Annotated in this window: 19 protein-coding genes and 1 rRNA gene; 5 read left to right on the forward strand and 15 right to left on the reverse strand. The window is 69.5% G+C overall.

Annotation, left to right across the window (positions count from 1 at the left end; all coding sequences use genetic code 11):
• The 4 genes from ACFXKA_RS34640 to ACFXKA_RS34655 all read right to left on the reverse strand — a co-directional run.
• Nucleotides 1-88, reverse strand: a 16S ribosomal RNA gene (locus ACFXKA_RS34640); the annotation flags it as partial.
• 559 nt (nt 89-647) lie between these two features.
• Nucleotides 648-1,937: a tyrosine--tRNA ligase gene (gene tyrS / locus ACFXKA_RS34645; protein ID WP_379430531.1), complete on the reverse strand. Its 1,290-nt coding sequence runs from the start codon at nt 1,935-1,937 to the stop codon at nt 648-650.
• A gap of 164 nt (nt 1,938-2,101) precedes the next feature.
• Nucleotides 2,102-2,527: a DoxX family protein gene (locus tag ACFXKA_RS34650; protein WP_354848373.1), complete on the reverse strand. Its 426-nt coding sequence runs from the start codon at nt 2,525-2,527 to the stop codon at nt 2,102-2,104.
• 104 nt (nt 2,528-2,631) lie between these two features.
• Nucleotides 2,632-3,306, reverse strand: coding sequence for a FadR/GntR family transcriptional regulator (locus tag ACFXKA_RS34655; RefSeq protein WP_379430584.1), 675 nt, complete (start codon nt 3,304-3,306; stop codon nt 2,632-2,634).
• A gap of 214 nt (nt 3,307-3,520) precedes the next feature.
• On the opposite strand from ACFXKA_RS34655, the gene ACFXKA_RS34660 reads away from it, so the two are divergent.
• Nucleotides 3,521-5,128, forward strand: coding sequence for a 2-isopropylmalate synthase (locus tag ACFXKA_RS34660; RefSeq protein ID WP_379430585.1), 1,608 nt, complete (start codon nt 3,521-3,523; stop codon nt 5,126-5,128).
• A gap of 6 nt (nt 5,129-5,134) precedes the next feature.
• On the opposite strand, the gene ACFXKA_RS34665 is transcribed toward ACFXKA_RS34660, so the two are convergent.
• The 5 genes from ACFXKA_RS34665 to ACFXKA_RS34685 all read right to left on the reverse strand — a co-directional run bounded on the left by ACFXKA_RS34665 (nt 5,135) and on the right by ACFXKA_RS34685 (nt 9,211).
• Nucleotides 5,135-5,710: a Clp protease N-terminal domain-containing protein gene (locus ACFXKA_RS34665; RefSeq protein WP_379430532.1), complete on the reverse strand. Its 576-nt coding sequence runs from the start codon at nt 5,708-5,710 to the stop codon at nt 5,135-5,137.
• A 111-nt stretch (nt 5,711-5,821) separates the two neighbouring features.
• Nucleotides 5,822-6,445, reverse strand: a complete 624-nt coding sequence (locus ACFXKA_RS34670; RefSeq protein ID WP_379430533.1) for a DNA-3-methyladenine glycosylase — start codon at nt 6,443-6,445, stop codon at nt 5,822-5,824.
• Nucleotides 6,446-6,536: 91 nt separating this feature from the next.
• Complete coding sequence (locus ACFXKA_RS34675; RefSeq protein WP_354848381.1) at nt 6,537-6,830, reverse strand: DUF3761 domain-containing protein; 294 nt, start codon at nt 6,828-6,830, stop codon at nt 6,537-6,539.
• 122 nt (nt 6,831-6,952) lie between these two features.
• Complete coding sequence (locus ACFXKA_RS34680; RefSeq protein WP_379430535.1) at nt 6,953-7,879, reverse strand: RNA polymerase sigma-70 factor; 927 nt, start codon at nt 7,877-7,879, stop codon at nt 6,953-6,955.
• Between the two features lie 144 nt (nt 7,880-8,023).
• A complete protein-coding gene (locus tag ACFXKA_RS34685; protein WP_379430536.1) occupies nt 8,024-9,211 on the reverse strand; it encodes an NAD(P)/FAD-dependent oxidoreductase in 1,188 nt (395 codons plus the stop codon).
• Nucleotides 9,212-9,390: 179 nt separating this feature from the next.
• On the opposite strand from ACFXKA_RS34685, the gene ACFXKA_RS34690 reads away from it, so the two are divergent.
• On the forward strand, nt 9,391-10,110 hold the full coding sequence (locus ACFXKA_RS34690; protein WP_379430537.1) for a DsbA family oxidoreductase: 720 nt from the start codon (nt 9,391-9,393) through the stop codon (nt 10,108-10,110).
• Between the two features lie 6 nt (nt 10,111-10,116).
• Here the strand turns inward: ACFXKA_RS34690 and ACFXKA_RS34695 are convergent, their stop codons facing one another.
• Complete coding sequence (locus ACFXKA_RS34695) at nt 10,117-11,325, reverse strand: low temperature requirement protein A (RefSeq protein ID WP_379430538.1); 1,209 nt, start codon at nt 11,323-11,325, stop codon at nt 10,117-10,119.
• The gene (locus ACFXKA_RS34700) at nt 11,322-11,666 is read right to left on the reverse strand and encodes a hypothetical protein (protein WP_379430539.1); all 345 of its coding nucleotides are present in this window, start codon (nt 11,664-11,666) and stop codon (nt 11,322-11,324) included. The genes ACFXKA_RS34695 and ACFXKA_RS34700 overlap by 4 nt, the downstream gene beginning before the upstream one ends.
• A 123-nt stretch (nt 11,667-11,789) precedes the next feature.
• On the opposite strand from ACFXKA_RS34700, the gene ACFXKA_RS34705 reads away from it, so the two are divergent.
• Nucleotides 11,790-12,503 carry a response regulator transcription factor gene (locus ACFXKA_RS34705; protein ID WP_354848396.1) on the forward strand — a complete coding sequence of 238 codons (714 nt, stop codon included), beginning with the start codon at nt 11,790-11,792 and terminating at the stop codon, nt 12,501-12,503.
• The gene (locus ACFXKA_RS34710; RefSeq protein ID WP_354848399.1) at nt 12,493-13,524 is read left to right on the forward strand and encodes a HAMP domain-containing sensor histidine kinase; all 1,032 of its coding nucleotides are present in this window, start codon (nt 12,493-12,495) and stop codon (nt 13,522-13,524) included. The genes ACFXKA_RS34705 and ACFXKA_RS34710 overlap by 11 nt, the downstream gene beginning before the upstream one ends.
• Here the strand turns inward: ACFXKA_RS34710 and ACFXKA_RS34715 are convergent.
• The 4 genes from ACFXKA_RS34715 to ACFXKA_RS34730 are packed head-to-tail and all read right to left on the reverse strand — an operon-like array spanning nt 13,451 to nt 16,561.
• Nucleotides 13,451-13,906, reverse strand: a complete 456-nt coding sequence (locus ACFXKA_RS34715; RefSeq protein ID WP_379430540.1) for a hypothetical protein — start codon at nt 13,904-13,906, stop codon at nt 13,451-13,453. The two genes, ACFXKA_RS34710 and ACFXKA_RS34715, sit on opposite strands and share 74 nt — an antisense overlap.
• Nucleotides 13,903-15,150 carry a molybdopterin-dependent oxidoreductase gene (locus ACFXKA_RS34720; protein WP_379430541.1) on the reverse strand — a complete coding sequence of 416 codons (1,248 nt, stop codon included), beginning with the start codon at nt 15,148-15,150 and terminating at the stop codon, nt 13,903-13,905. The genes ACFXKA_RS34715 and ACFXKA_RS34720 overlap by 4 nt, the downstream gene beginning before the upstream one ends.
• Nucleotides 15,151-15,209: 59 nt before the next feature.
• Entirely contained in the window at nt 15,210-15,899 is a 690-nt protein-coding gene (locus tag ACFXKA_RS34725) for a DUF2064 domain-containing protein (protein ID WP_354848405.1), read from the reverse strand.
• Nucleotides 15,896-16,561, reverse strand: coding sequence for a glycosyltransferase family 2 protein (locus ACFXKA_RS34730; RefSeq protein WP_354848408.1), 666 nt, complete (start codon nt 16,559-16,561; stop codon nt 15,896-15,898). Before ACFXKA_RS34730 ends, ACFXKA_RS34725 begins: the two co-directional genes overlap by 4 nt.
• 125 nt (nt 16,562-16,686) lie before the next feature.
• Here ACFXKA_RS34730 and ACFXKA_RS34735 point away from each other — a divergent pair, with 125 nt between their 5' ends.
• Nucleotides 16,687-18,072: a hypothetical protein gene (locus tag ACFXKA_RS34735; protein WP_379430542.1), complete on the forward strand. Its 1,386-nt coding sequence runs from the start codon at nt 16,687-16,689 to the stop codon at nt 18,070-18,072.
• Nucleotides 18,073-18,081: the final 9 nt, after the last annotated feature.

An 18,081-nucleotide genomic window follows, 5' to 3' on the forward strand; every position in this document is an offset into this window, starting at 1 on the left:
TGTACCCCGAAGGGCCTTACCGCTCGACTTGCATGTGTTAAGCACGCCGCTAGCGTTCGTCCTGAGCCAGGATCAAACTCTCCGTTGAAGACTCTCGATCAACCCCGAAGGGCGAATCAGAAGAATGTTCGCAGAGTCCGAAAACCTAGCGATAAAAACGCCAGCCGGAAATTAGCTGACTTAAATGTCCGACCCCATCACACGGGGGGTGTGAGGCCGGAACCAAATTTAAATATTTGGCACTGACATTCATCGACACACTATTGAGTTCTCAAAGAACACACGCACAAGCAATCGATCCAAAGTTGATTGGATGTCCTGCGAGGCAACTTTTCCAGCCTAGCCGCGAGACTCCGCAGAGTCAAGGGCCAATTATCTGGCTGGCGTGTTCATGTCCGGCGCTCCTCGTCCAACCTCGTATCCGCTACCGATGATTTCCAGCCTCTGAGCTGGGCGTTTCGGTCCCGGTCGGTGTCCGTGTCGCTCTGACCTGGACTAAGTTACGCGGCGGATAACGCGAGGTCAAATCCGCTGGTCGCGGAGTCGTTTGCGCTGGTAAACGGGCCGCTGACCGGGGCGATCGGCGACCTGGGCCACTGCTTTGTGACCCAGGTCATTTCGATCTTGTTTCGGTATCGGCGAACCGGTCAGCCGGCCACCCGGCGCACGCCGGCGAAGTTCTTCTTGCCGCGACGCAGCACCAGCCAGCGTCCGTGCAGGTAGTCGGCGTCGGACGGGGTCCACTCCGGATCGGAGACCTTCTCGTTGTTCACGGCGGCGCCGCCCTCGTTGACCGCGCGACGGGCCGCACTGCGGCCCTCGCACAGACCCGAGTCGACCAGCAGATCCACGATGGTGGAGGTTCCGGTCGCCTCGGCGACCTTGCCGTCGACCGCGGATTCGGCCAGGGCCGCCGACAGCGTCGACTCGTCGAGCTCGCGCAGATCGCCGCGGCCGAACAGGGCCTGGCTGGCCAGCTGCACCGCACGGGTGTTCGCCTCGCCGTGCACGAGCGTGGTCATCTCGGCGGCCAGCCGCTTCTGGGCCTCACGGGCGAAGGGGCGCTCGGCGGTCGCCTTCTCGAGCTCGTCGAGTTCCTCGCGGGAGAGGAAGGTGAACCAGCGCAGGTAGCGGACCACGTCGGCATCGGCGGTGTTCACGAAGTACTGGTACCAGGCGTAGGGGCTGGTCATCTCCGGGTCCAGCCAGAGACTGCCGCCGCCGGTGGACTTGCCGAACTTCTTGCCGTCGGCCGAGGTCACCAGCGGGACGGTGAGGGCGTGCACGTGCTCGCCGTCGACCCGACGGTTGAGCTCCACGCCCGCGATGATGTTGCCCCACTGGTCGGAGCCGCCGACCTGCAGCGTGCAGCCGTATTCGCGGCGCAGCTGCAGGAAGTCGTTGGCCTGCAACAGCATGTAGCTGAACTCGGTGTAGGACATGCCGTCCGACTCCAGCCGGCGCTTGACGGTGTCGCGGGCCAGCATGACGTTCACCGAGAAGTGCTTGCCGATGTCCCGCAGGAACGAGACCGTGCTCAGCGACCCGGTCCAGTCCATGTTGTTGGCGATGATCGCCGCGTTCGGGCCGTCCAGATCGACGAAACGCTCGAGCTGGGAGCGGATGCGGCCGGCCCATTCGGCGACGGTGTCGGTGGAGTTCATGGTGCGCTCGCCGACGTCGCGGGGGTCGCCGATGAGACCGGTCGCGCCACCGGCCAGCACGATCGGGCGGTGGCCGGCGCGCTGGAAGCGCTCGAGTGCCAGCAGGGGAACCAGGTGTCCGGCGTGCAGGCTGGCCGCGGTCGGGTCGAATCCGGCATAGAGGGTGATCGGGCCCTTGGCCGCGGCCGCACGCAGGGCGTCCAGGTCGGTGGACTGCGCGATCAACCCGCGCCAGGTCAGTTCATCGATGATGTCGCCGCTCACGCCGTCCATCTTTCCGCACGTCGATATCGAGGTTGCAGAGGGTTGAGCGTCGGGGCGGATCGGCACAAGCCCGGGCCGATCCGCTGATCAGCGAGTCGAACCGCCGGAGACGCCCGTAGGCCCGTCGCCGAGTGTGATCGGCGACGGGCTGCGGGTCGAGCGATTTTCCGGGGTCACTTCACCAGGTTGGTGAAGGTGGAGAAGGAGGCGCGGCGCTCGTAGGCGATCCAGGCGAAGACGCCGACCAGGATGAGCGGGAAGACCGCCAGGGCCGGGGAGCCGAGGACGAAGGCCTGGGTGGCGGCGGCGCACACCATGGTGATGGACAGGCCCGCGGCGGCGGGACCGTTCAGGCGGGCGACCAGCAGGCCGATGCCGCCGGAGACCTCGACCAGGCCGGTGAAGTAGCGGAACCAGTCGCCCCAGCCGATCTGATGGAAGACGCGGACGGCGTCGGCCTGGCCCGCGAACTTCGGCAGGCCGGAGGCGACGATGAAGAACAGGCCGAGCACGATCTGCAGGGTCCACAGCACGCGGTTGCGGAGCTTGCTCGGGGTGGCGGTGATGGCGACGGTCGGGGTGGCGGCGATGGCGGTCATGTCGAATGTCCTTCCGGGGCTTGTCGGTTCGGTGTGGAACTCGCTTGCTCACTAGGACGGGGGCCGCCGCGGAAACTCATCGCCGCTCGGGAGGATTTTTTCGACTAGGGCTCGAAAGCGGCCTCGAGCGCGGTCAGGTGGACGCGGCTGGCGGTGGCGGCGGCCTCGGGATCGCGGGCACGGATGGCGTCGTAGAGATGCTCGTGCGCGTCGTGATCGGTGGCCGGATCGCGCATGGGGCGGATCCGGAGCATGTCGATCATGGCGTGGCGTGAGCGCGGGACGAAGGCATTGAACAGCTCGAGCAGGATGTCGTTGTGGGCGGCGGCCACGACCGTGCGGTGGAAGGCGGTGTCGGCGTCGACCAATCCCTCGACGGAGTCGCCGCTTTCGGCGCGGGCGGCCAGGGCGCGGAGCATGGCGCGCAGGTCGGCGGGGGTGCGGCGGCGGGCGGCCAGGGCCGCGCCTTCGGCCTCGATGGCGATGCGGGCCTCGATGACGGTGACGATGTCCGAGCGGCGCAGCACCGTGTCCCAGTCCTCGGCGACATCCAGGGCGGTGACGAAAACGCCCGCGCCCTGGCGGCTTTCGAGCACGCCCTTACCCGCGAGTTCGCGAATCGCCTCGCGGAGCGTCGAGCGGCCGACGCCGAGCTGGGCGGCGAGCGTGGTCTCGCCGGGGAGGCGGTGGCCCAGCTGCCACTCCCCCGCACGAATTCGCGAGAGCAGGACCTCGGCGGCCTGGGCGGCGAGCGGATGCCTCTGTACCTGCGCCACTATTGCTCGGCCTCTCTACTTGTCTGAGGAGTGAATCCCCTCTAGTCTAGTCCACATGCTTCTGGGTGCCCTGCTTCTCCTTCACCGCCGCGGCGGGGTCTGACCGACCGGCACCCCGCTAGCGGGCTCGCTGTGCTGCGCCGGTCACCTCCTCCGACGCGAAAGCGAACCTCCCGTGAGCACTCCCCCGAGCTGGAATCGTCAGCAGCCGTCCGTCATGCCCTCGCATCGGTATCGCGATGTGTACCAACGGGTTTCGGTGCCGCTGACCGAACGTTCCTGGCCCGCCAACCGGATCGCGACCGCACCGCTGTGGGTGCCGGTGGATCTGCGCGACGGCAATCAGGCACTGGCCGAGCCGATGGATCCCGACCGCAAGCGGCGGTTCTTCGAACTGCTGGTGGCCATGGGCTACAAGGAGATCGAGGTCGGCTATCCCAGCGCCTCGCAGACCGACTTCGATTTCGTGCGGTTGATCGGGGCCGAGCGGCTGGCTCCCGAGGACGTCACCATCGTCGTCTTCACCCCCGCGCGCCGGGATCTGATCGAGCGGACCGTGGAATCGGTACGCGGCATTCCCAATGATGTAGTCATCCACATGTACACCGCCACCGCGCCGGCCTGGCGGAATGTGGTGCTGGGCAAGACCCGTGACGAGCTGGCCGAGCTGATCGCGGCCGGCGGGCGCGATGTGCTGGAACTGGCCGGCGACATGCCGAATGTTCGGTTCCAGTTCTCGCCCGAGGTGTTCATGCTGACCGAACCGGATTTCGTGCTGGAGGTCTGCGACCGCATGACGACCCTGTGGGACGCCACGCCCCAGCGGCCGGTAACCCTGAATCTGCCCGCGACGGTCGAGGTGGCGACGCCGAATGTGTATGCCGATCAGATCGAATACATGCATCGGAACCTGGCGCGCCGCGACAGCGTGATCCTGTCGGTGCATCCGCACAATGACCGCGGCACCGGGATCGCGTGCGCGGAGTTGGCGGTGCTGGCCGGGGCGCAGCGGGTCGAGGGCTGCGTGTTCGGCAATGGGGAGCGCACGGGCAATGTGGATCTGGCGACGCTGGCGTTGAATCTGCATGCGCAGGGCGTGGATCCGATGGTCGATTTCTCCGATATCGACCAGGTGCGGCGGACCGTGGAGTACTGCACCCGGCTGCCGGTGCACGAACGCCATCCCTACGCCGGTGATCTGGTGTACACGGCGTATTCGGGGACGCATCAGGACGCGATCAAGAAGGGGTTCGCCGAGCATCGCGAGCGGGCGGCCCGGCTGGGGCAGCCCGAACGTGAAATCGCCTGGGAGGTACCGTATCTGCCCATTGATCCCGCCGACGTCGGCCGCTCCTACGACGCGGTGATCCGGGTCAATTCGCAGTCCGGCAAGGGCGGAATCGCATACCTGCTGGAGACCGAGTGCGGCCTGGAGTTGCCGCGCCGCCTGCAGATCGACTTCGCCCGCCACGTGCAGCACCACACCGACCGGACCGGGACCGAGGTGTCGGCGCGGACGCTGTGGGAGCTGTTCACCGCGACCTATGCAGGGGGCCCGGCCGATTCGGGGATCCCCGCCGACGCGACGGTCGAGGACGCCATCGGTCTGCTGGGCCGGCGTGGGTTCTCGGTCGAGGTGTTGTCGGTGACGCATCAGAGCGTTGACCGCGCCGGAGTCGATCCGGCCGTCGCCTACCTGGAGTACCGGACGGACGGTGACGTGGCCTGGGCCTTCGGCACCGGTGAAACCTCCGCCCGCGCCGCGGTTTCCGCAGTGCTGGCGGCCGGGGAGCGAGCCGCCCGGGCGGTACCGCTGAGCGTGTAGCCGGAGCTACCCGATGATGTCGCCGAGGACGGTCCCGGTGCCGGGACCGTCCAGGCGACGCTCCAGTTCGGCCACCCGGTGTTCGAGTTCGGTGATGCGCCGGCGGAGTTCGGCTTCGGCCGAGGGCACGCCGGTCGGGCCGGGGCTCGCGGCCATGCGGGCGTCGATCCGGTCGCGGAGATCGTCGGTCGTGGCGCCCTCGCTGATGAGGACCTGCGAGGCCACGCCGGAGCCCTCGGAGACCAGGGCCAGCAGCAGGTGTTCGGGGCCGATGTAGTTGTGCTGCAGGCGCATTGCCTCGCGCAGCGACATCTCCAGCACCTTCTTCGAGCGGGGGGTGAAGGGAATGTGCCCGGCGGGGGCACCGCTCTCCTGGACGCCGACCGCCTGGTTGACCCGTTCGCGAAGGCCGGAGAGGTCCAGGCCCACGTCCGCGAGGGCCTGCCCCGCGATCGGATCACCGCCGTGCAGAACGCCGATCAGCAGGTGTTCGGTTCCTATCCAGTCGTGCCCGAGCAGGCGGGCCTCCTCCTGGGCCAGCACGATGGCGCGGCGGGCAGTGTCGGTGAACCGTTCGAACATGGGCTATTCCACCTAGGGTGAGCGGTCGATTCGTCCACCGTAGTCCTCCGGTCCGCCCGCCGATACGGACTCCGGTGCGGCGCATCCCGCCCGGCGCGCGGACGATCCGGACTAGGCGGAACGATTCAGCTTGGGAGCGCGCGGGCTGCGGCGGTAGGTCGACACCGCCGGGGAATCCGGCAGCCACAGCCGCCACGGGCGATCGGCGGCCAGGCTCACTCCGACCCGGGGACCGGCGGATACGGCAGCGAGATCGGTGATCTCGGGGCCGAGTTCCAAGCGAATCGGCGCGTCCGGGTCGAAGAGGTGGGTTCCGTAGTCGTCCAGGCGAATTCCGAGGGCGCTGCCGACATTGCCGGGGCCACGGGCCAGGTCGGCGTCGGATTTGGCGGCCGGGCGGCGGGTGCGGGCCAGATCGTGGCCCGCGATGATCTCCCCGGCCCGGACGAGGACGGCGCTGGCGACGCCGTCGGGACCGGTGGTGACGTTCACGCAGGTGTGCATGCCGTAGCTGAAGTAGACGTACAGCACGCCGGGTGGGCCGAACATGACCGCGTTGCGCGGGGTACGGCCGCGGCCGGAGTGGGCGGCCGGGTCGGTCCACGGGCCGGCGGGGTCGCTCCCATAGGCCTCGGCCTCGACGATGCGCAGCCCCACCGGACCGGACCAGAGCGTGCTGCCGAGCAGGCGTCGCGCGGCGCGCAGTGGTTCGACGGCAAGCTCTTCGGCACTCACGCCGACCTATTGTTCCGCACGGCCGTCCCGCCCGGAGTGCCGGGACGGCCGTGCGGGGCCGGTTACCGCGTGACCGGAGCCGAAGCGGTGCTCAGAGCCAGGCTGCGACGCCGCCGTGGTGCGAGCAGGTGCCGCTGCGGTGCTGGCTGAAGCTGTAGGTGCCGTCCTTGCAGCGGGCGGTGGCCCCGTCCGGGGCCGTGGGGGACTGCTCCGGGCGTGGCACGCAGGCGCCGCTCACGTTCTCGTATTCGCTGGCAGCGCAGGCGGTGTGGAGCACCGGCGCGGCGACCGCGGGACCGGCGAGCGCGCTGCTCGCACCGATGAAGGCCGCGGCGGCCCAGGGCAGAATGTGTCGCGCCGCACGGCGCTTGGTATAGCCGATCACTACGAAACCCCTTGCAGAATGGCGGTGTCGAAACGGGAGCGGATGCCCCCGACGAGCGCCGAATAGTACGGGGCCGCTATCGCCGCGACATCGGATTCCTATCGACCGACCGATTCGGCGACCTATTCGCCGCCGCCACCCTGTTGCTGAATACCGGCCAGTTTGTCCGGATTCACCTGGAAGCGAATGTTTTCGATGTGACCATCGCGAATGTCGTAGGTCAGAGCACCCACACGGTAGTCGCCGATCATGGCCAGCACGCCGAGTTCGCCATTGATGTAGGCGGATTCGAGTCGGATGCCCGCGCTGATCGGTTTGGCCATGGCGCCGAGCATCCAGCGAGCCACATGGTCGGGACCGTAGAGCGGACGGCGGGCGGCCGTGACCTTGCCGCCACCGTCGTTCCACAGCGTGACGTCGGGGGCCAGCAGTTCCATGAGCGCGTTGACATTTCCGCCCTGGGCCGCGGCCATGAACTTCTCGGTGATCTCCGAGCGGATCGAGACATCGGTGTCGAAGCGTGGGCGGCGCGAGTGCACATGGGAGCGGGCTCGGTGCGAGATCTGGCGGACGGTGGCCTCGGGGCGGTCCAGGAAACCGGCGATCTCGGCATGCGAATAGCCGAAGACCTCGCGCAGCACGAAGACCGCGCGCTCGACCGGGCTCAGGGTTTCGAGGACGACCAGCATGGCGGTCGACACGGTGTCGGCCATCTCGGTCTCCTCTGCGGCGTCGGCCGTGCTGGTGAGCAGGGGTTCGGGCAGCCACGGCCCGACATAGGTCTCGCGGGTGGCGCGCGCCGAGGTGAGGCGGTTGAGCGCCAGATTGGTGACGGTGCGGACCAGATAGGACTTGGGGTGGGTGACCGTGTCCCGGTCCACCTCGTGCCATTTGATCCAGGCGTCCTGCAGGACGTCCTCGGTGTCGGTGACGGTGCCGAGCATCTGGTACGCGGTGCCGAACAGCAGCCGGCGGTGTGCCACGAAGGGATCGATCGAATCGTCCTGCCGGGCAGCGGGTACGGGCTGGTCGGGCGTGTGGTCCTGCATGGGACTCATACCTACCGGGTCTTGCGAAGTGAATCCATCGGCGGGCCGGGATGTCGCATCGATATCCCGGCTACCTGGGCGGACGCGAACCGGAGAGACGTTCGGGTCGTTTCGATGATCTCAGCACGCGGTCGCGCGGTGATCTCAGCACGCGATCGCGCGGGTGGCGCGGCCGCCGTTGGCGAACTGCACCTGCATGTTCATGTGCCTGCTCATCTTGTACACCGGCACCGGGCTACCGCTGACCTGCTCCTTGTAGACGACGGCGGCGCGGCCCTTCAGGTACCAGCGGCGCGGGGTGTCGTCGGCCTTGGTGAACTGAATGACCGCGTCCTTGCGGCCCAGGCTCACCGGCTGGTGGATGTAGCCGAAACGGAAGGGCTTCACGGTCTTTCCGCGCAGCCGGCGGGCCAGGCTGTCGGCGGCGTAGGCGGCGGTGGGCATGCCGCTCTGGCAGGTGCCGTGCAGGACGCCGAAGGGCATGCGCACCGCGGCGGCGTCGCCGATGGGCAGGATCTCCGGGTGCGAGACCGAGCGCAGGGTGGTGTCGGTGACGATCGATCCACGCTCGTCCACGGCGATTCCGGCCCGGGCTGCCAGCGGCGACACCTGCACGCCGGCGGTCCACAGGGTCACGTCCGAGGCGATCAGATCGCCGGTGGTCAGGCGCACGGCATCGGGCAGCACCTTGGCAACCTGCACACCGACCTTGCGGACGATGCCGAGCCGGTCCAGGGCGCGGTTGAGGTGCGCGCGGGCCTTGTCGCCCATCATGTGTCCGGGTTCCTGGGCGCTGATCAGGGTGACGGTCAGGCCCGGGTGCGATTCGGCGATCTCGGTGGCGGCCTCGATACCGGTCAGCCCGCCGCCGACCACGGTGACAGTGCCTGCGGCAGCGGCGATTTCGGTGAGCCGGTGCGAGAAGCGGCGGGCCTGGCGCGGGTCGTTGAGGGTCCAGGCGTGGTGGTCGGCGCCGGGCACGATCGAAGTGTCGGTGGCGCTGCCGAGGGCGTAGATCAGGGTGTCGTAGGGCAGATCGGTGGCGTCGTCGAGGGTGACGACGCGGGCCTCGGCGTCGATGGCGACGGCGGCCGCGCGGTGGAAGACCACACCCGAACCTGCCAGCAGCTCGGGGATGCGGTGGTCGGCCAGTTCCTGCCCGGCGGCGATCTGGTGCATGCGCAGCCGCTCGGTGAAGCGCTCCGAGGGGTTCACCAGTGTGATGTGGGCGTCCAGCCTGCGGGTGCGGCGGGCCAGGCGGATGGCGGCCAGCATGCCGGTGTACCCGGCGCCGAGGACGACGATTCGGTGAGTGTTGGTGGTGGCGTTCATGGTCGGCTCCGTGGGGCTCGTTCCTGCTGGGTCGGGTATGAGACAGGACAGCCCCGCGGAGCGTGACAACCCGCCATTGTGAACTGGGTCACAGCGGAACATTCGGGCCCGGTCGCCGGTTGGCAGAGGGGTGGCCGGACCCTCCGGCCTGCGGAAACAGCGTCGGAGTGTGAGGTGTGATGGCCGTACAGGTCGAGATCTGGACCGATATCAACTGCCCGTTCTGCTATTTGGGCAAGCGGCGTTTCGAGGAGGCGCTGGAGGCGTTCCCGCATCGGGATGCCGTGTCGGTGGTGCACCGGTCCTTCGAGCTGGACCCGACGCTGCCCCGGGATCACAGCGACGCGGTGGTGCCGCACATCGCGGAGAAGTACGGCATCAGCGAGGCGCAGGCCGCCGCCAATGAGCGCGGCATCGGGGCGCAGGCCGAGGCGGTCGGGCTGCCCTATCTGACCTCGGGACGGGACTTCGGGAACAGCTTCGACATGCATCGGCTGCTGCACTTCGCGCTCGAGCAGGGCAAGCAGGAGCACCTGCTGGATGCCTTGTACGCGGCCAACTTCGCCGAGGCGGAGCCGCTTTTCGGAGATGCCGAACGACTGGTTCGGGTCGCGGTGTCGGCCGGATTCGACGAGGCCGCCGTCCGCGAGGTGCTCGCGGATCCCGAGGCCTACGCCGATGCGGTGCGCGCCGATGAGGCCGAGGCCGCCCGGCTGGGCGCGCGTGGCGTGCCGTTCTTCGTGCTCGACCGCAAGTACGGGGTGTCGGGCGCGCAGCCGTCGGAGGTGTTCGCGCAGGCGCTGGAACGGGCCTGGAGCGATCACGCGCCGGAGCTCGAGATCGTCGCGGACGGCGAGGCGTGCGGTCCCGACGGTTGCGCGCTGCCGCAACGGGATTGAGCGCGGCTAGCGATCGCCGTCGCGAATGATCCGGTGCCCGAACCCCGAGATGTCCTGCAGGTACGCGCTGCGCTCCCCGGACCGGAGTCGGAGCAGGTCGTCGGCGATCACGAAGCCGTAGGCGACCAGCATCAGGACCACGAGCTGTCCCCAGGCCACCCAGGCGATGCCGATCGGCGCGGTGGCCAGGACGGCGATCGCGGCGATGAATCGCAGACCCGGGCGGGGAATGCCCAGAGCCAGCCGGAACAGGCACTGGCCCAGCAGGAACAGGGCCACGCCGCCCGAAAGCGCCAGTGCCGCGGCCTTACTCGCGGGCTGATTGCCGTGCCCGATGGTCATGGAGATGCCGGCCGCGGTCAGGATGATGCCGAGCACCAGCACGAACAGTGCATAGCCGTAGGCGAGTACCGCGGTGCGGATCTGTGCCTGACCCCGCAGTGCCCGCAGCCGGTGCTCGCCGCGCTCGTCGTCGAAACCGAAATAGGCCCACCACAGCACATATCCGAGGGTGAGGCCGAGGCCGGCGGTCGCGACCAGGCCGACGGTGAGATCCATACCGGTCAGGTTCGCGCCGATGGCCACCACCGATTCGCCCAGCGCGATGATCACGACCAGACCGTGGCGTTCGCAGAAATGGCTGGGGCGGATGACGAATCCCTCGGTGCGGGCCAGGTACGGCGAGACCACCTGCACCGCGACCGCGATCATCCACAGCGCGGCCCGCACCCAGCCCTCGGCGATGCCGCCCGCCAGCACCAGCGCCGCGGACACGGCATTGAGCGGCGCGAGACGCAGGATCGCGGAACTCGCCCCCCGGCTGCCCGACCTCGCGAACATGACGGTGTGCACCGTGTTGATCACGAAGTACCCGAGCCCGAAGGCCGGCCCGGAACCCTGGAACGCACTCGGAATCGCGAGGGCGATGACGAAGAAGCCGAACATGCCGATGAGCAGGAATGTGCGGCGCGACGAATTGCTCGGGGCGACTTCATTGGTGAGGAAGACGTACCCGCTGTACATCCACCAGATGATGGCGAACATGAGCGCCACGTGCCCCAGCTCGGACCAGCCGGGATGGTGGGTGAAGGCGTGGGTGAGCTGGGTGATGGTGAAGACGAAGACGAGGTCGAAGAACAGTTCCAGGGTCGAGGCCCGGACCTGTCCGCCTTCCGCTTCGACCTCGCCGGCCGGGCCGGACATGTCGCTGGTCACGTCCAGAGCGTAGAGCCGCCCGCGCCCGCCCGCCGATTCCGCGCCCCCCGCGCGCTCAGCACCGCGCCGGCCAGGAGATCGGCCGTCCCGAGACCGTGACCGAGGCGACCACGCGGAGCTCGGCGGCCGCGGCCGGCTCGGGGGGCAATCGATGCCCGCCCGCGCCCATCGCAGGGGGTTCCGGGCGCCGTCGCGCGGTTCGAGTGGGCGGGGCGCACGATCGAACCTGTTCCGGCCGGGGCGAATTCGACGATCGCGACGCCGTCGGGTGCGAGCAGTTCCCGAGCCCGCCGCAGCACTCGCGCCGGATCGCCGCCGATCCTGTCGGCTGCGGCGTCCATGGTTCGACGGTAGGTCCGCAGGAGCGCTCGAGCCGGTCACCGGTGGTGACGAAACTGTGACAGCGACTGCGGAAATGGCTCGGACCAGGTGATTCGCGGTTCGACGCCGCCTAGGGTGGGGGGATGCGGATTCTGGTGGCGGATGACGATCCGGTGGTGCGCGAGGTGGTGCGGCGGTATCTGGAGCGGGACGGGCTCGAGGTGGTCGAGACCGCGGACGGGCCGGCGACCGCAGCCGTGTTGGCCCGGAACGAGATCGATCTGGCGGTGCTGGATGTGATGATGCCGCCGCCGGATGGGATCGATCTGACGCGGGCCGTGCGGGCGGGGGCGCATCCGGAGACGCCGATCATTCTGCTGACCGCGCTCGGCGAGGAGGACGATCGGGTGGTCGGGCTGCAGGCGGGGGCGGACGACTATGTGACCAAGCCGTTCAGTCCGCGCGAGCTGGCGCTGCGGGTGGCGTCGGTGCTGCGGCGCACGCATCCGCAGCCGGTGGCCGACGAGGTGCTGCGCGGGGACGGGGTGGAGTTGAACCGGGCGGCGCGGACCGTGGTGGCCGGTGGGATACCGGTCGAATTGACCGCGCGCGAATTCGATCTGCTGGCCTTCCTGCTGGCGCATCAGCGGCGCGTCTTCAGCCGGCAGGAGTTGCTGGCCGAGGTGTGGGGCTGGAACTTCGGCGACCTGTCCACGGTCACCGTGCACGTGAAGCGGTTGCGCGCCAAACTGGGCGCCGCACATCGGATCGAGACGGTGTGGGGTCGCGGATATGCCTGGGGCCGCGCCGATCTCGGCACCGATCCAGGAACCGAGGAGGTGTCCGGTGCCGACTGATACGCCCGGGCTGATCGGGTACGCGCTGGCCGGCACGCTGCCGGTGGTGGTGATCGGCGCACTGCTGCTGCGCTACACCCGCAATCGCGCGATGACCACGAGCATGGCCGTGCTGGTGCTGATTCCGACGCTGGCCACACTGTGCGGGGTGGTGGCGGTGAGCGGGCTCATGTTCGGGGCCGAATTCGAGCGCACGGCAGTGGTATTGGCCGTCGTCACCGCGGTCACGGTGCCCGCGGCGATTCTGCTCGGCCGCGAGCAGGCCCGCGCCACGGTGTGGGAGCGCGAGATGCTGGAGCAGGAGCGCGCGGCGGAACGGTCGCGGCGCGAGCTGGTGGCCTGGGTCAGCCACGATCTGCGCACCCCGCTGGCGGGGATTCGCGCCATGGGCGAGGCGCTGCAGGACGGGGTGGTGTCGCGTCCGGAGGATGTGCAGCGGTACGCGGACCAGATTGTGCGCGAGACGAATCGGCTCTCCGCGATGGTGGACGACCTGTTCGAGATGTCCAAGATCAATTCGGGGGCGCTGCGGCTGCAGCTGGAGCCGGTCGATCTGCGCGAGCTCATCGACGAGGTGCTGGCGGCCAACCGGCCGACGGCCGAACGCGCCCGGATCACCCTGGCCGCAACGCAACCCGAGGACAAGATCGTGGTGGCGGGCAGCGATCGGGCGCTGGGCCGGGTGCTGACCAACCTGGTCGCCAATGCCATCGCGCACACCCCGCCCGGCGGGCGCATCGACATCTCGGCGGGCGCCGACGCCGGGCACGCCTGGACCCGGGTCGACGACACCGGGCCCGGCATCTCCGAGGCCGATCTGCCGCGCATCTTCGAGGTCGCGTACCGCGGCAGCTCCGCCCGCTCCCCCGGCGCGGCCGAACTCGGCAGCAGCAGCGGCATGGGGTTGGCCATTGCCGCCGGGCTGGTGGCGGCGCACCATGGGGACATCACCGCGCAGAATCGTTCCGACGGTGCGCGGTTCGAGGTCCGGCTGCCGCTGCTGACCACCGCCGGGCGGTGAACAGCAGGTAGGCGGCCACCCCAGCCCACACCACGGCGAGCGCGACCAGCAGGCCGACCGTGTAGTCACGGTTGAGGATGGTGGCGTTGCCCGGGACCGCGCCCTCACGGCCGAACACCGGGACGGCGATGAGGATCAGGGCCAGGCTGATGAACGCGCCCACGGCATAGGCGGGCCACCAGCGGGCGGGGAGCACGAGGCGGCCGAGCGCGCCGGCGAGGGCCGCGGCTGGGCCGAAGACCAGGTTCTCAGCGAGGATGACGCCGATGAACCAGACGGCGACGGAGCGCAGGTCGGGAGTGCTCATCTTCAGCAGCAGTTCGACGCCGTACGCGGCCAGACCGATGCCCAGCGCGCCCAGCAGGGTTCGGGTGATCGTCATGACAGTTCCTCGATCGATTTCAGCCATTTGGTCTGCAGGACGCCCGGGCGGCTGGGTGCGATGAGGCGGCAGGGGTAGCCGTGGTCGAGGGTCAGGTCTTCGCCATTGAGGCGCAGGGCGATCAGCGTGGCGGCATCCACCACGTGGGTCTGGGGCAGGACGGACGAACCGTAGATGCCGGTCGTCTCCAGGGACACGAAACGTACATCGCCACCCCCGTATTCGCCTACCTGGGCCAGCAGGTCGCGCAGGCGGACACCGGACCAGTGGCCCTGCGCGCTCCAGCCCTCGACGCAGGCGATGGGCAGTGCGCTGTCGGCCTGTGGCAGGGCCTCCAGGTCGGCGCGGGAGAAACTGTGTTCGCGGCCACCGACTTTCACCGTCAGCGCGTACTGCGGTGAGCGGGCTGTCTCGGTGACTCCAGCGGCTGTGGCAGTCCGGTTGATCGGAACACCCTGCGGGCCTTCGCCACTGCGTGGCGCGAGCAGGGAGACCCAGCGCAGGAACGGGATCGACTGGCCCGCCACCGCCAGGCCCGCCACGACCGTGCCCAGCCCGGCCGCGGCGAGCACCGCGCGCCGCGAAACACCAGGCCGCGCACGTTCGGATTCTCCGGCCTGTTCGGCATCCGGGACAGGGTCGTCGATCTGCCGCGAAAGCGCTTGCCGAACAACGGGAAGCTTCACCGCCAGATGCACCAGGACCGCACCGAGGGCCACGTACGCCATGGCGTGATGCGTGGTGGTGAAGAAGAACTTCCACGGGTAGAACTGCGCGGTATTGAACAGCCCGGTCACGATCTCGAACAGCACCGCGCCGATGAGCACCGCCACCGACAGCCGCTCCAGCGCGTCCGGAAGTCCCCGCCGCAGCGCCGGTTTGATGAAGAACCGCGGATACACCGACCAGAACTTCACCAGCAGCAGGGGGATCATCATGACCCCGACCGTCACATGCGTGCCCTGTGTGAGCCGGTACAGCCACACCGGATGCGCGGGCCACCAGAACCAGTCCGGCGGATGCTGGATCAGGTGGCTGATCAGGCCGGTCACGAAAAGGATGGTGACGCCGACGCCGAGGGCAATGCCCGTCCGCGCGGCCACCGCCGTGGAGCGGGCAGGACTCAGCCGATCGGAAAGCGCGGCCGGCAGCAACAGTTGGGGCGGCCCGGCCCCTCTTCCGCCGGGTTGGACCGGCCCGCCGGGTAGTGCGGGTTTATCGGGCGGTGCGGTGGGTTCTGACATGGCGTCCGCGGCGGGGCCGGTTCGGGCGGCCGCCGCGGGCTCCTTTCCAAGCTCGAATCTCAGAGTGGGGCGGGGGTTTTCGCGGTCACCAGGTCGGCGACGGCGCATTTGAAGCGGCCGCGGGACACGGCCGCTACGGAGACGGCGTCGGCGTAGGTGTCCACATCGGTGAGGGTGGGGAGGGAGTGCACCCGGAATCCGCTGTGGCGCAGGGCTGTGGCGGTGAGCTCGCCGGTGCGGGGGGTCGACATGGGGACGTCGGCGAGCAGGTGCGCCGGGCGCGGCTCGGGGAGACCGAGGGCCCACCAGCCGCCGTCCGCGGCGGGGCCGAGGACGGTGTCGCCGGTGGCCACCAGGCGCGCGGCCGAGCGGTTCAGCAGGCCGGCGTCGACCTGCGGGGTGTCCATGCCGATCTGCAGCACCGGGACACCGAACTCGGCGGCATCGACGTGGGCGTTGGCGAGCCGCTCGCCGAAGCTGTCGCCGCGCTGCGGCACCACGGTCACCTCGCGCAGGGCGGCGGCCAGTTCGACCGAACGCTCGGCGCGGTCGAGGTCGCCGGTCCAGGCCACGACGCTGTGCCGGATGCCGCTCTCGCGGACCGCGTCCAGCGTGTCGAGCAAGGCGCAGGCCGCCAGGTAGGCGGCGTCGACCGGCGAGAACGGCGGTGTGAGGCGGGTTTTGGCGAACCCGGGGATGGGCGATTTGGCCACCACGAGCATGGTGGCGGGGACATCGGTCGGGTTCATCGCACGCTCCAGAAGTCTCGGGCGGCACGCACGGTGCCGAGCCAGGAACCGGAGACCTTGGACTCGCCGTGAGTCCGCGGCCGATAGGTGATGTCGCGCTCCAGCACCAGCCAGCCCGCGCGGGCCGCACCGGTGAGCAGGGCCAGTGGATAGCCGGAGCGGGCGTGCAGGTGGCCGAGCGCCTGCAGGCGGTCGCGGCGGGCCACCCGCATGGCGGCGATATCGTGCACCGGCAGGCCGAAGCGGCGCCGCAGCCGGAAGGCGAAGGCCCAGTTACCGATTCGCGCGTGCAGGGGTTGTGCGCCGGGTACCGCCGCGCGGCGGCGACCGACCACCATGTCGACGCCGGGGCCGAATTCGGCCACCAGCCGGGGAAGTTCGCCGGGATCGAGGGAGCCGTCGCCGTCCAGGACGGCGACCAGTTCGGTGCGGGCGGCGTCGACACCGGCGTGTACGGCGCTGCCGTAGCCGGGGGTCGATTCGGTCACCACGGTCGCCCCGGCGGCACGCGCGACCTCGGCGGTGCCGTCGGTGGAGCCGTTGTCCACCACGATCACCCGGTAGCCCACCGGAATTGCTGACAGTACGCCGGGAAGCGCTTCCGCTTCGTCCCGGCAGGGGATCACCACCGTGACCCCGGGTACGGAGTCCAACTCGGTCATGGCCTCGACCGTACGGCCAATCGGGGTTTTCCGACCCCGGGACACGCATGACGAAAGTATGACAAGAGCAGGAGAAATGGCGATCCGGACAGTTCCGGCGGGTTTCGGAGCCTAGGGTTTCCGGCATGGCGAACGCTTCTGCGACCCGGGTCGCGCGCTCCGTCTCCACCCGTGCCGACGGCTATTGCGCGCTCGTGGCTCTCGTATTGGTCTTTGCCGCCTTTGCGTTTCCGCGAATCGAGGGCAAACCCTGGCGGGACCGGCTCTACGCCGAGGCCGCGCCGATCTTCGGTGGCTGGCTGCCGCATGCGGGGTGGGGCACGGTGCCGGCCGTCGCCCTCGCCGCGGCCGTGGTGCGCTTCGGCCCCGATCTGGCACGGCGGCTGTCGTGGGGACGACTGCTGCCGGCGGCGTGGGCGACGGCGGCGGCGTGGGCGTTCGCGCTGGCCATGGTGGACGGCTGGCAGCGCGGCTTCGCCGGGCGGCTCACCACCCGCGACGAGTATCTGCACGAGGTCGGCGGAGTGCACGACATCGGGGCCATGCTGCGCGGGTTCTCCGGGCGCATCCTGGATTTCCAGCCCGATTCGTGGACCACCCACGTGTCCGGGCATCCGCCGGGCGCGCTGCTGGTGTTCGTGCTGCTGGACCGGATCGGATTGGGCGGCGGAGCCTGGGCGGGACTGCTGTGCGTACTGGTCGGGACCAGTGCCGCGGCCGCGGTGCCGTTCGCCATCCGGGCGCTGGGGTCCGAGCATCGGGCCCGGGCCGCAACGCCTTTCCTCGCCCTCATGCCGGCGGTCATCTGGATCGCGGTCTCCGCGGACGGGCTCTTCGCCGGGGTGGGCGCCTGGGCGGTGGCATTGCTGGCGTCGGCGACCCGGCTGGAGCGCGGCTGGCCCCTGCTCGCGCTGGCGTCCGGAGCGCTGTTCGGGTTCACCCTCTTCCTGAATTACGGCCTGGTGCTCATGGTGATTCCGGCCGCGGCGGTGCTGCTGGCCCGGTCGCTGCGGCCCGGGCTGCCGGCGCTCGCGGGTGCGCTGGCGGTGGTGGCAGTCTTCGCGGCGGCGGGATTCTGGTGGCCCACCGGCTATCACCTCGTGGTGCAGCGCTACTACCAGGGCATTGCCAACGAGCGTCCCTACTCGTACTGGGTCTGGGGCAATCTCGCGGCGACGGTGTGCGCGGTGGGGCTGGCCACCGCCGCCGCGGGCAGCCGGGTGCTGGTCCAGCTGGAGATCCTGCCGGTGCAGCCGTGGCGGAACTGGCTCTCGCGCTGGCGCTCCCGCGTCGATCCGGCGGCGCTACTGGCCGCCGCCGGGATCACCGCCATCCTCATCGCGGACATCAGCGGGCTGAGCAAGGCCGAGACCGAACGCATCTGGCTGCCGTTCGATGTGTGGGCGCTGTCGGCGACCGCGCTGATCCCCCGCCACAGCACGCGCTTCTGGCTCGCCGCGCAGGCGGCGGGGGCGCTGCTCGTCAACCACCTGATCCTGACGAATTGGTAATCGCCGCAA

The sequence above is a fragment of the Nocardia sp. NPDC059228 genome, from assembly GCF_042754245.1.
Classification (GTDB): domain Bacteria; phylum Actinomycetota; class Actinomycetes; order Mycobacteriales; family Mycobacteriaceae; genus Nocardia.